This is a genomic window from Paenibacillus sp. RC67 (genome assembly GCF_030020805.1).
Classification (GTDB): domain Bacteria; phylum Bacillota; class Bacilli; order Paenibacillales; family NBRC-103111; genus Paenibacillus_S.
The window spans coordinates 7,563,920-7,576,693 of the sequence record NZ_CP125098.1 but is presented as its reverse complement, the minus strand read 5'-3'; the positions used below and the strand labels follow the sequence as shown (position 1 = coordinate 7,576,693).

General features: G+C 49.1%; 12 protein-coding genes and 1 tRNA gene. All 13 read left to right on the top strand.

The window, feature by feature from the left end; translation table 11 throughout:
- Positions 1 to 54: 54 nt before the first annotated feature.
- Positions 55 to 285: an anti-sigma-F factor Fin gene (fin, locus tag QMA13_RS34415; RefSeq protein ID WP_282938188.1), complete on the top strand. Its 231-nt coding sequence runs from the start codon at positions 55 to 57 to the stop codon at positions 283 to 285.
- Positions 286 to 692: 407 nt separating this feature from the next.
- Entirely contained in the window at positions 693 to 4,214 is a 3,522-nt protein-coding gene (gene mfd, locus QMA13_RS34410) for a transcription-repair coupling factor (protein ID WP_282938186.1), read from the top strand.
- A complete protein-coding gene (locus tag QMA13_RS34405) occupies positions 4,201 to 5,265 on the top strand; it encodes a peptidylprolyl isomerase (RefSeq protein WP_282938185.1) in 1,065 nt (354 codons plus the stop codon). The genes mfd and QMA13_RS34405 overlap by 14 nt, the downstream gene beginning before the upstream one ends.
- Before the next feature lie 238 nt (positions 5,266 to 5,503).
- Positions 5,504 to 6,046 carry a stage V sporulation protein T gene (spoVT, locus tag QMA13_RS34400; protein ID WP_282938184.1) on the top strand — a complete coding sequence of 181 codons (543 nt, stop codon included), beginning with the start codon at positions 5,504 to 5,506 and terminating at the stop codon, positions 6,044 to 6,046.
- 226 nt (positions 6,047 to 6,272) lie between these two features.
- On the top strand, positions 6,273 to 7,949 hold the full coding sequence (locus QMA13_RS34395; protein ID WP_282938183.1) for a putative polysaccharide biosynthesis protein: 1,677 nt from the start codon (positions 6,273 to 6,275) through the stop codon (positions 7,947 to 7,949).
- Positions 7,950 to 8,046: 97 nt separating this feature from the next.
- Positions 8,047 to 9,528, top strand: a complete 1,482-nt coding sequence (gene yabN, locus QMA13_RS34390) for a bifunctional methyltransferase/pyrophosphohydrolase YabN (protein ID WP_282943683.1) — start codon at positions 8,047 to 8,049, stop codon at positions 9,526 to 9,528.
- A 79-nt stretch (positions 9,529 to 9,607) separates the two neighbouring features.
- Complete coding sequence (locus QMA13_RS34385) at positions 9,608 to 9,880, top strand: HU family DNA-binding protein (RefSeq protein WP_028551916.1); 273 nt, start codon at positions 9,608 to 9,610, stop codon at positions 9,878 to 9,880.
- The gene (locus QMA13_RS34380) at positions 9,880 to 10,155 is read left to right on the top strand and encodes an RNA-binding S4 domain-containing protein (protein WP_282938182.1); all 276 of its coding nucleotides are present in this window, start codon (positions 9,880 to 9,882) and stop codon (positions 10,153 to 10,155) included. Before QMA13_RS34385 ends, QMA13_RS34380 begins: the two co-directional genes overlap by 1 nt.
- 297 nt (positions 10,156 to 10,452) lie before the next feature.
- The gene (gene yabP, locus QMA13_RS34375; protein ID WP_079914925.1) at positions 10,453 to 10,737 is read left to right on the top strand and encodes a sporulation protein YabP; all 285 of its coding nucleotides are present in this window, start codon (positions 10,453 to 10,455) and stop codon (positions 10,735 to 10,737) included.
- The gene (gene yabQ, locus QMA13_RS34370; RefSeq protein WP_282938180.1) at positions 10,734 to 11,303 is read left to right on the top strand and encodes a spore cortex biosynthesis protein YabQ; all 570 of its coding nucleotides are present in this window, start codon (positions 10,734 to 10,736) and stop codon (positions 11,301 to 11,303) included. Before yabP ends, yabQ begins: the two co-directional genes overlap by 4 nt.
- A gap of 25 nt (positions 11,304 to 11,328) precedes the next feature.
- Positions 11,329 to 11,664, top strand: a complete 336-nt coding sequence (locus QMA13_RS34365; RefSeq protein WP_282938178.1) for an FtsB family cell division protein — start codon at positions 11,329 to 11,331, stop codon at positions 11,662 to 11,664.
- 214 nt (positions 11,665 to 11,878) lie between these two features.
- Positions 11,879 to 12,418 (top strand): S1 domain-containing RNA-binding protein, encoded by a 540-nt coding sequence (locus QMA13_RS34360; protein ID WP_282938177.1) that lies wholly within the window; start codon positions 11,879 to 11,881, stop codon positions 12,416 to 12,418.
- Positions 12,419 to 12,532: 114 nt separating this feature from the next.
- Positions 12,533 to 12,606, top strand: a tRNA-Met gene (locus tag QMA13_RS34355).
- Positions 12,607 to 12,774 lie beyond the last annotated feature (168 nt).

The window sequence follows — 12,774 nt, the reverse complement described above, 5'->3', positions numbered from 1 at the left end:
GCTAAAACCCCTCTTTTTGGGCCATAATGTATACAAAAAGGAGGGATTTGCGTCATGGCTATCCAATACGTTTGTCGGCACTGCCGTACACTGATTGGTGAACTGGAGCAGCGGTATGTCAGCGAAGAGCTGCTGGGCTTCCATTTCTTGACCCCCGAAGAGCGTCAGAGTATAATATCGTATAACCCAAACGGCGACACGATCGTTAATGTGGTTTGCGATTATTGCAAGGAGGCGCTGGACAACAATCCGGAGCTTTCCCTGTTAGCAAGTCCGCTTCAATAAAGGGATGCGGTTTAATCATCCGAGTATACGTGCCTAGGCTAGTTAAGTCTGGGTTCTTTTTCGAGTACTTGGTTAAGGGCTTCTTAAGTATCGATGACCACCATATGATTAGAGGAGGAACCTTTGCCGAGTCATTCGTCGAATGAGCCTTGAGCGGATTACGCAAGGGTGCAGTATTCAAGCTGTTTGATCGGCCTATATTGAAGCTTTATCGCACAGTTAAGAGTATGTAAACATGGATAAGAATAAATAAAAGGAGCGTCACCTTCGCGAGAGGTGTTGCTCCTAGTACCCGTTGGCGGGAAACATAACTGCCACTCGGCCATAGGCGAGGCAGCTTAGGCTGACTTCAAAGAGGGCAAATAGGCGAAAGAGGTTTTGTTGATGGGTGAGAGGGGGTACGTTTTTTGCAAGCTTTAATCCAGGCGTTCTCTGCGGACCCGGATTTGCAGAGCATTATTTCGGGTGTACAATCAGGGATGAGAGAACAATTAATTTCCGGGTTGTCCGGTTCTTCCAGACAGGTCATGCTGACGGCTTTATACGAAGAGCTTCAACAGCCGTTATTTATAGTGACTCACAACATGTTTTCCGCACAAAAAATATTCGAAGACTTGGTGGAGTGTCTGCCAAGCGATAAGGTGCTTTTATTTCCGGCGCAGGAACTGCTTGCTGCTGAAATGGCGGTAGCCAGTCCTGAGATGCTCGCTCAGCGAATCGATGCACTCACGAGGCTATCCGCAGGCTTTCGCGGCGTGGTCGTCGTGCCATATGCAGGCATGAGGCGCGTTCTTCCTCACAAGGAGACGTTCGCCGAAGCGAAGATTCCAATTCAAGTGGGTCAAAACCTGGAACTGGATTCCTTTATTGCAGAAATGGTACATCTCGGCTACGACCGTGTAGAGCGAGTGGAAAACAAGGGCGAGATGAGCGTTCGGGGCGGGATCATTGACTTTTATCCTTTATCTGCCGTCCATCCGTTTCGTGTTGAGCTGTTCGATGTCGAAGTGGACTCAATCCGTACGTTCGATATTGCCGATCAACGTTCTATCGATAAATTAAATGAGTTAGTCATTACGCCCTGTCGCGAAATTATCGCCGAAGGAAAACGGTTACAAATCGCGGCTCAACAAGCGTATGAACTTCTTCAAGCGCAATTGGAGAAAATGGCCGACCGAAACGCCAAGGACCGCCTTCTTGAAGGCGTTGGGCATGATATCGAACAGATGCGGGAAGGACAGTATTTTCCGGGTCTATTTAAATATATCTCATTGCTGTTTCCGGAACGACAAACGCTGCTTGACTACATGCCGATGGACTCGGTGCTCTTAATCGATGAGCCTGCTAGACTTCTGGAGACTGCGAAACAGCTGGAGCGGGACGAGGCTGAGTGGATGACGATGGCTCTGCAGGACGGCAAAAGCATTCCTGCGCTTATTTTATCCAAACCATATGAGACACTGCTTCACCGTAAACCGTACCCGATGCTGTATATGTCTTTGTTTTTACGTCAGGTTCCGCAAACGCAGCCGCAAAATATCGTGAACTTCATGTGCCGAGTTATGCAAAATTTCCATGGGCAAATGAATGTGCTCAAGTCGGAAATGGACCGTTGGAAAAAATCCGGCGTAAAGGTGCTTATTCTGGCTAACGGCGAGGAGCGGGTAGAACGGGTACGTCGTGTGCTGGCGGATTATCACATCGATGAGCCTATCATTTTGAATGGCAACCTGCAGACGGGATTTGAACTGCCGAATATTCACTTGGTTGTCATAACCGAAGGTGAAATGTTCACGCAAAAGCAGCGCAAAGCCAGAAAAGTTGAAAAGAAAATGGCGAATGCCGAGCGGATCAAAAGCTATCAGGAGCTTAAGGTTGGCGATTATGTCGTTCATGTCAACCATGGGATCGGGAAGTTTGTAGGTATTGGTACGCTTGAAGTCGGCGGAATTCATAAGGATTATTTGCATATTTTGTATGCCGGGGGAGACAAACTGTCTGTCCCTATCGATCAGATCGATCATATTCAGAAATATGTGGGGTCTGAGGAGAAGGAGCCTAAGGTTTACAAGCTAGGCGGTGCCGATTGGAACCGTGTGAAAAGCAAGGCGCGCTCCTCTGTTCAGGACATTGCAGATGATTTGATCAAGCTGTATGCGGAACGTCAATCCACGACGGGATATGGATTCAATCCGGACACGACGTACCAGCAGGAATTTGAAGGAATGTTTCCTTACGAGGAAACAAGCGATCAACTGCGGGCAATCGGCGAGATCAAAGAGGACATGGAGAAGTCTCGTCCGATGGATCGGCTGTTGTGCGGCGATGTGGGCTATGGCAAAACAGAGGTCGCGATCCGGGCTGCGTTCAAAGCGGCTATTGACGGTAAGCAGGTAGCTGTCTTGGTGCCGACGACGATTTTGGCTCAGCAGCATTACGAAACATTCCGCGAGAGATTCTCGGGCTATCCGTTCAACATTCAAGTACTGAGCCGCTTCCGTTCGAAGAAGGAGCAATCGGACACGATGAAGGGCGTTAAAGCCGGTACGGTCGATGTCGTCATTGGGACTCACCGGTTATTGTCCGCGGATGTGAAGTTCAAAGACTTGGGTCTTCTTATCGTTGATGAAGAACAGCGGTTTGGCGTGTCTCACAAAGAAAAGCTGAAAAGACTGAAATCGAACGTGGACGTGCTGACTTTGACAGCAACGCCGATTCCGCGTACGCTGCACATGTCCATGCTGGGTGTGCGGGATTTGTCTGTCATTGAGACACCACCCGAAAATCGTTTCCCAGTGCAGACCTATGTTGTGGAGCACAGCAATGCGCTCATAAGGGAAGCGGTGGAACGGGAGTTGGCTCGTGAAGGCCAGGTATACTACTTGTATAATCGGGTTCAAGGCATTAACCAAATGGCGGAGCAAATTTCGATGCTAGTTCCGGACGCGAGAGTAACGGTGGCGCACGGACAAATGTCGGAGCAAGAGCTGGAGAAAACGATTCTTGATTTCTTGGACGGGGAGTACGATGTGCTGGTCAGTACAAGTATAATTGAAACCGGCGTAGACATTCCTAATGTAAATACATTAATTGTTCATGATGCTGATAAAATGGGTTTGTCCCAGCTGTATCAGCTCCGCGGTAGGGTGGGGCGCTCGAATAGGATTGCGTATGCTTATTTCACCTACCAGAGGGACAAAGTGCTGACAGAAGTAGCAGAGAAAAGGCTTCAGGCGATAAAAGAGTTTACAGAACTTGGATCAGGGTTTAAAATTGCGATGAGGGATTTGGCCATTCGCGGAGCAGGTAATTTATTAGGTGCCGAGCAGCATGGATTCATTGCTTCGGTCGGTTTTGACCTGTATTCGCAGATGCTTGCCGAAGAAATTGCCAAGAGAAAGCACGAGATTACGGGGGAAGAGCCGGAAGTTCAAAAGCCTTGGACAACCCAGCTTGATATTCAACTCGACGCTTATATTCCCGGAGATTATATTTACGACAGCGTTCAAAAAATCGAAATCTATAAAAAAGTGGCTGCCGTAAAAACGTTGGAGGAAGCTGCCGAGCTGCACGACGAACTTGTAGACCGTTTTGGCGACCTCCCTGAGGCGGTTCTCAATCTGCTGGCTGTTGCGAGATTGAAGGTGTATGGTTCGATGTATGCGATCGAAACGATTTCGCAAAAGGGAGTGGATTACGACATCAAAATTCATGCCGATCAAACCGGCGATTTGGATGGACAAAAGCTGCTAGCGGTGACAAGTGAGTTTGAAGGTCGGGTCAAGCCTATCTCCGGTCCGCAGATTCATTTCCAACTGAAGGGCAAAGGATTAAAGCCAGAAGAAACCATCGATTTGCTGGAAAGGTTTCTGGTACAATATAAGCGTGCGCTGAAATCGAAGGGAGAACTACAGGATGTTGCAAAATAAATGGAAGACCGCCAAGAAAGGGCTTATCGCTCTATTGGCCGTTATGACAGTCGTTACCGCCGCTGGATGCGGTAAAAAGACAGATACAGGAACTGAAGCAGCTGCAGGTACGAAAGATGCTAAAGAGGTAATCGTGACGTACAAGGACGGCGGAAAAATTACCCGCGGCGAGTTTGACACATTCCTTAATACGAACCTGATGTTTTATAAAGAATACGCTCAATATAAAGAGGATCCTGCGTTCCAACAGGACATGATGAAGCAATTGGTTACGTTCAAGGTGTTGTCCGACCGTGCAGACGATAAAGCTAAGGCTGAAGCGGCTACTAAGTCCAAACAACAATTAGATCAAATCAAAACATTCATGGGCATGCAAGAAGGTGGCATGGAAAAACAGCTGAAGGACGGCAACATTACAGAGAAAGATCTGGAGTTGTTCGTTACACGGAGCATGCAGGCTATCGCGACTATGGAAGGCAAGGTGCCTGACGACCAAGTCAAAGCCGAATACGACAAACGGATTGCCGCAGACAAAAACATTTATGATGTCGCAACAGTAAGACACATTCTAGTCGGCATTTCCGACCCAGCCACAGGCAAAGAAACCCGTTCTAAAGAAGATGCGCTGAAACGCGCAAAAGAAGTACAGGACAAGCTGAAAAATGGCGGCGACTTCGACGCATTGGCCAAAGAGTACTCGGATGATCCGGGCTCCAAGGACAACGGAGGCAAGTATGAAGATGCTCCGATTTCCCAATGGGTTCCTGAGTTTAAAAAAGCAGCTGCCGAGCTTCCGCTTAACCAAATTAGCGATCCGGTAGAAACTAGCTACGGTTATCACGTGATGAAGGTGGAATCCCGTAAATCCAAAACGTTCGATGAAGTGAAGGGCGACCTGCGCTCCGAGCTTGCCGAAACGCATATTTATGACTTTGTTGAGAAAGAGCTGCCTACATTAATCGAAACGAATAAGCTGCCTACTCCAACACCTCCACCAACTGCAGCACCGCAGCCTTCGACTGCTCCTACAACCGAAACGCCAGCTAAGTAATATATTACCAGGGTACCCTACAGGGTGCCCTGTTTTTATTTCTCAAATATGGACATAATGAAGACAACGGCGTCACGGATACTTGGGTTGACTCAGGCGGACGCTTAACTTAGCAACAGATGTATAAGCTACTGGGAATCGAAGAATACTATGGTTACTAATTGAATTCCCTCCATTTGTATACACCGTGCTATCCAGTCGAATCTAACTCTTCAAGGAAAGCGAGGCATCTAGAAATATGAAAGCAACTGGAATCGTTCGTCGCATTGACGATTTAGGAAGAGTGGTTATCCCCAAAGAAATTCGTCGCACGTTGAGGATTCGTGAGGGAGACCCGTTGGAGATTTTTGTGGATCGCGATGGAGAAGTTATTCTGAAAAAATATTCTCCTATCGGGGAGTTGGGCGATTTTGCCAAGGAATATGCGGAGTCTTTGTTTGAAAGCACGAATCATATTACGATGATATCCGACAGGGATACTATTATCGCGGTTGCCGGGGGATCTAAGAAAGATTACTTGGAGAAGCAAATCGGACCGGTAGTTGAAGCGTGTATGGAGAACCGTAAGTCGTCGATGGAGAGCGGAGCCGGCCAGTATGAACTATGCAAGGACATTACGGAAACGTACACCTCTTACGTCATCGCCCCCATTGTGGCAGGCGGCGATCCTATCGGCTCAGTCATCCTTGTTAGCAAGGATGAGAATGTAAAGATGGGGCAAATGGAAACGAAAATGGCGGAGACTGCCGCTGGTTTTCTGGCAAAACAGATGGAGCAATAGGTGGATCACCCATGCATAACAATGAAGCTTCCTGACAAGCGGATCCCAAGCGGAGACGAAGGTTGGGAAGCTTCTCTTTGTTAGGAGCGAGCTTTGCTTTGCTGGGCACTTCCCTTGCCTAGAAGCGCTGCACCCTTTCTTAACAACGAACGATAATATATAATGAGGAGATCACAAGAAAGAAGCAATATATGGAATAAAATTGATGAAAGCTGACGGATGAGGAATGAAACAAGATGCAAATAACACCGGCGGTATGAAGAAAAGTGCAGGCTCGTCTTTGCTTAGAGGGGCAGCCGTACTTGGGATCGCTGCTGTCTTATCCAAGCTGATCGGGACGATGCAAAAAATTCCGCTGCAAAATATAGCGGGTGATGGCGTATTCGGCATCTACAATGCGGTGTATCCGCTCTATATTTTAATATTGTTTTTGGCTACGGCGGGATTCCCGTTGGTTGTCTCCAAATTTGTTTCTGAGCAGGCTGTTGCTGGACGCCATCAAGAGGCGCGCCGTGTGCTGAAAGTGGCATCGATGGTGCTGATGATTTCAGGCTTGCTGTTCTTTGCTTTATTGTATTGGGGAGCGGACTGGATAGCAGGTCTTATGGGGGCAGCACAGACCGGTCCTGCCATTCGCAGTGTTTCGTTTGCGCTCTTGTTTGTGCCGGTGATGTCGGCTTTGCGCGGATATTATCAAGGCTATCAAAATATGATTCCGACGGCGGTTTCCCAAGTGGCAGAACAGACTGTCAGGGTAGCGACGATGTTTCTGCTGCTTCTAATGTTCGTCCATTGGCAGTATGGACCGGCTCTTATTGCCGCCGGTGCTACCTTCGGATCGGTAGCGGGTGCAGTAGCAGGACTTCTCGTGATGCTTTGGTTTTGGTGGAAAAAACCTCCTTCGGCTGAAGGAGGGAAGCAGGAAGTATTGGGTCCTTCTCCACATGGCTATATTGCAGAGAGCAGCCTAGGTCTGATTCGGCGTTTGTTGGCCTATGCGATTCCGATTTGTCTCGGCACTATCGCGATGCCGATTTTGACGCTGGTTGATTCATTTACGGTTCCAAGGCTGCTTAAGCTAAGCGGCATGAATGAATCTGAAGCTTTGCTAGGGTTCGGTCTGTACAATCACGGGCTTCCGCTTGTGCAGCTTGTTGCTATGATCGCTTCGTCGATGTCGGCCGCACTTGTACCTTCCATTGCTGAAGCCAGATGGCGAGGCGACAAGGAGGCTCTTAAAAGCCGGACACGGACGTCACTCCGATTGACATGGCTGATCGGGATGGCGTCATCGGTCGGGTTGGCCGTGCTGGCTGAGCCCATCAACGTCATGCTGTTCAAAAGTTCCGAAGGCTCATGGACGATGTCCATCCTCGCCTTCACAGCCTTGTTCAGCACGCTCAACATCGTAGCGTCCAGCGTGCTGCAGGGCTTCGGCGCCGTCGCCGCTCCGGCGCTGTACCTGCTCGCTGCGGCGGTGGTCAAGATCGCGGGCAATATCGCCCTCGTGCCCCTCTGGGGCATCGATGGCGCTGCCGCCGCGGCTGTGGCCGCCTACGCGCTCGCAGGTCTGCTCGCGCTCGCGCACGCGCTGCGCGCCACTGGCGTCAAGCCGGCCCTCGGCCGCGCTGTTATCAAGCTGGTGCTGTGCACCAGCTTGATGATTGCGGCCGTGCTGGCCGTGACGCACGGCTTGCCCGCGCTGCTCGGCGCGCTCCGCCTCAGCCTGCCCCAGCGGGGCATGGCTACGGCTGTGGCGCTCGCAGGCGTCGCGGCAGGAGCGCTCGCCTATGCGCTCGCGCTCGTTCGTCTCGGCGTCATCACCGCAGCCGAGCTGGAATCGATTCCGAAGCTCGGCGGCAAGCCGCTTAAGCTTCTGCGCAAATTCAAGCTGCTGCAGTAGCTGTACACCGCAGCAGACACATATCCCTAAAGTATAATTACCACCCTCGGGACATGCCCGTGAAATACAAGATAAATATTAAGGAGGCGAATGCTTGATGCAACCGCATATCGTAGTGGTCGGACTGGGCTCCGGCGACGAAGATCAATTGACGCTAGGCGTCTGGAAAAAGCTGAAGCAGGCGGAGCGGATTTATCTCCGCACCGATCAGCACCCGATGGTGAAGATGCTGCGTGAGAACGATATCGCTTTTGAGTCGTTTGATACGCTATATGAGAGCCGTGATACGTTCGAGCAAGTATATGAAGCCATTGCGGACGAGCTGCTGCGCAAAGCAAAAGCAGTCCAAGGAGATCTGCTATACGCCGTTCCGGGACATCCGATGGTGGCAGAGATGACCGTCCAGCTGCTGAAGGCACGCTGCCCTGAAGCTGGAGTGGAGCTTACGCTGCTTGGCGGGGAGAGCTTTCTCGATCAAGCCTTTATTCGACTCGGATTTGATCCTATCGATGGCTTTCAGCTTCTTAACGGAACCGAGCTGTCGGTTCACGCGCTAAACCCTCAGCTGCATACAATTATTGGACAAGTATACGATACTTACTCTGCATCCGACGTGAAGCTGACCTTAATGGAGCTGTACCCGGATGATTGGGAGGTTGTCGTAGGCCATGCACTGGGTGTTCCTGGAGAAGAGACCGTCCACCGGATTCCGCTTTATGAGCTGGACCATTTGCAGGATTACGGTAATTTGTCGTTGGTTTGGATTCCTCGCTCGAATGAGGACAGGCTGCGCAATCGTACCTTTGCACGTTTGCATGAGATTGTCGAAATACTGAGAAGTCCGGAAGGCTGTCCTTGGGATCGGGAGCAGACGCATCAGTCACTGCGCAAAAACTTAATGGAAGAAGCGTATGAAGTGCTCGAAACGTTCGACGAAGACGATCCGGATCATATGGCGGAGGAGCTTGGCGATCTAATGCTGCAAATTATGCTGCATTCTCAAATTGAAGCGGAGGAAGGCGGTTTTACCGTATGGGATGTTATTGCGGGGCTGAATGAGAAGCTGATTCGCCGTCACCCGCACGTATTTGGTGAGATGAAGGCCGACGACGCTGACGAGGCGCTCAGTAACTGGCAGCAAATCAAGCAGGAGGAGAAGCGAAGCAAGGGCATCGATCCGGATGAGCTTCCTTTGCTGTCCGGTGTGCCGCGTGAGCTGCCTGGGTTGATGAAAGCATATAAGCTGCAAAAGAAAGCGGCTGCCGTCGGCTTCGACTGGTCGCAGCTGGAAGAAGTGTTGAATGTTGTCGAATCCGAGCTGGTAGAATTGAAGGAAGCGATAGCGTCTTTGTCGAAAAAAGAGCAGCAGGAAGAGCTCGGAGATTTGCTGTTTTCTGTCGTCAATTTGGCCCGTTTTTTGAAGATAGAACCCGAAGAAGCCATGTCTGAAGCCAATCGCAAATTTTTTGATCGTTTTGGTTATATTGAACAGCAGCTGCGTTTAAAGGGCAAATCTTTTGACCAAACTGATTTACAAGAGATGGAGTCTTTGTGGCAGGAAGCAAAAAAAGTTTTATAAATCGACAATGGCTAGCAGGAATTTCCTGATAAACAAAGAATACATAGCATTAGTGTTATTTTGAGGAGGAAATGTATCCATGAACAAAACAGACTTGATTAACAACATCGCTGAAAAAAGCGGTATGACCAAGAAGGACGTTGAAACCGTTCTGAACAACTTCCTGGGCGAAGTAACTGAAGCTCTTTCCACTGGCGACAAAGTACAGCTTATCGGCTTTGGTACTTTCGAAACTCGCAAACGTTCCGGACGCACGGGCCGCAACCCGCAAACCGGTAAAGAAATCAACATTCCTGAGTCCGTAGTTCCGGCTTTCAAAGCAGGCAACAAGCTTAAAGAAGCGGTAAAATAATGCGCCTTGATAAGTTTCTCAAGGTTTCCAGGCTGATCAAGCGTCGTACTGTCGCCAAGGACGTGTCCGATCAAGGACGCGTTTGGATCAATGGAAAGGACGCAAAGCCGAGCAGCGCGGTTAAAGTCGGAGACGAATTGAAAATTCAATTCGGTCAGAAGATCGTAACCGTTCGCGTGGAACAGCTATCCGAGTCGACCCGCAAGGAAGACGCGGCTAGTATGTACACGCTGCTTAGCGAGGAAGCTCGTAAAACTGAATTATGGCAAGGCTAAAGAGACTGAGGCTTCAGTCTCTTTTTTGGTTCTATTTCTGGACATCCCTCCATATTTTTAAGTAAACAAGCTTTGCTCGTGAAAGTTTATGTTTTCATGTTTCAGAAGGGCGAAGGGCAGTGTAACGAACCGGAGAGTTTACGTGTCACCTTTGAAAACGGGTTCTATCAGAATACCTTATAATTAAAGGAACCCGTTTTCAACAGTGACCGGAGGTCGTTACACTGGCCCGCAGCCCGCCCGAAACATGCAATCCTTGTCTATTTCACGAGCAAAGCTGCCAGGAGGGATCGTATCATGGCAATCGAGCCGGGAAAAGTAAAACGCCAAGAAATCAAGATGCTGAACCGCAAGCTGCTTGAAGTGTCCGGCGTCATGAATGTAGAGAGCTTTGACAGTGAGGAATTTTTGCTGGAAACCGAGTTTGGCTATCTCATGATTAAGGGGCAAAACCTGCATATTAAAAACTTGAGCCTGGAGCAGGGATTGGTTGCGATTGAAGGTTTGGTGAACGAGCTGGCCTATCTGGATACAAACTCCCAGGGGAAGCCCAAGGGATTTTTCGGTAAGCTGTTCAAGTGACCTTGCACGTTCAATTCGTCACGATGGGCATGATGCTTCTTGGGGGACTTTCGCTAGGCGGACTGTTCGATCTGTATCGGGTGCTGGCCGGCCAGCTTCGTGCGCCCCGGTATGCCTACTACCTCCTTGACATCTTTTTTTGGTGCATCGGGACGCTCCTAATTTTCAAATTGCTCTATATGAGTAATTTGGGACAAGTTCGTATGTTTATTTTTATCGGCTTACTGGTTGGGGTGGGGGTTTACTTCTTACTGTTTAGCCGGACCGTAGTTCGGGTAATACTTTGGATGATCCGTGTGGTTAAAGCAACCATTCGCTTGGGGATTCGGGTATTCCAGGTACTAGTTATTACTCCGATCATCTGGTTATATAGGGCTACTGTCGTGTTTTTAGGATTTTTACTGGCTTTAGCTATTTTCCTGTATAAAGTTATGCTACAATTACTCTATCCTATGTGGAAACTGCTGCTATGGCTTGTAAGGCCGCTTGGCAAATGGTTCCGTATACCTACATGGGTAAACCAAACCGGTCGTAGTATTGCGGCATTCTTACGTCGCTTTTTTTGACCAGAGTAGGAGGATTTCACAGTTTATGCGAGCAGTTCCGGCAGTAAGCAAAGATGCTAAACCGAAACCGAATAATAAAGGCTCCTATCGGAGACGCCGGTTAGTCATGATAATTCTTGCATGCTTTATGAGCTGGGCTGGTGTAACTCTGTGGAATCAGATCGATAAGTTAAAAGATCGCGGTGAAAAAGTGATCGCTCTGGAGCAGAAGAAGAAGGAAGCCGAGCAGATGAATCAGGATAACAAGCGGGAGATCGCCAGATTGAACGATCCTGAATATTTGGAACAAAAAATTAGAAAAGAGCTGCACTATGTAAAGCAAGGGGAAACGCTGTTTTATGTTCCCAAGGAACAAAAGTAAACAAGTGTCATAATCCTTTTGTTGACCGTATCGCAGCCAGTACGTTATAATCTGCATTGTCAGGGTTTTTGTTACCATCGTAAGAATGGTCTCGGTATACTTTTACGGGCTGTATCTTATTGGCAATAAGGCCTACCTCTAAGCGCGGTCGCTCATCTTCGAAAGGCCTCGATAGAGGTTTTCTCAATTATTTAAGGGAGGAACATTTTACTTTATGGCAATTGAAGTGGGCAGCAAGCTGGAAGGAAAAGTAACGGGCATTACTCACTTTGGGGCGTTTGTAGAGCTGCCCGAGGGCGGTACCGGCCTTGTGCACATCTCGGAGATAGCAGACAACTATGTTAAGGATGTTAATGATCATCTGAAGTTGAATGACATGGTTACCGTCAAAGTGATTAATGTGGACAAAGACGGCAAAATCGGTTTATCGATTAAGCAAGCCGTAGATAAACCTGTGGAAACAGCGAGGCCCGCTCGTTTTGAAAGACCAAGTGGCGGTTCCGGCGGTGGCGGCGGCAATTTCGGCGGCGGCGATCGTGGAGATCGTGGACCACGAGGCGGTAGCGGCGGCGGCGGCGGCGGTTTTGGAGGCCGTGGAGGCGACCGTGGTGGCCGTGGGGGTAAACCTCCTGCTGGCAAGTTAACATTCGAAGACAAAGTGTCACGCTTTTTGAAGGATAGCGAAGAGCGCATTTCGTCCCTTAAGAAGAACACAGAAGGTAAACGTGGAGGCCGAGGAGCACGACGCGATTAATGATACAAAGTAAGCCGTACTGGCACGCAAGTGCTTGTACGGTTTTTTTGCCTTAGTTCAAACGGGGTGGTCTTGACAAACCGTTCAACAGTATTATATACTCTTGATTGTTGTGGCGGTGTAGCTCAGCTGGCTAGAGCGTACGGTTCATACCCGTGAGGTCGGGGGTTCGATCCCCTTCGCCGCTATTAAGAGTAACACGAAGAAAACACCCTTTTTCGAAGGGTGTTTTTTTGTTTGCTATATAGGAGCGTTGAAGGTTCATTGAAGCATTGCCGTAGTGAAGAACTTTCCTATTGGTGTTAAAACCAACGATAGAACGGGTCACCGAAAAACCTCAATAGAGGTTTTCTCAT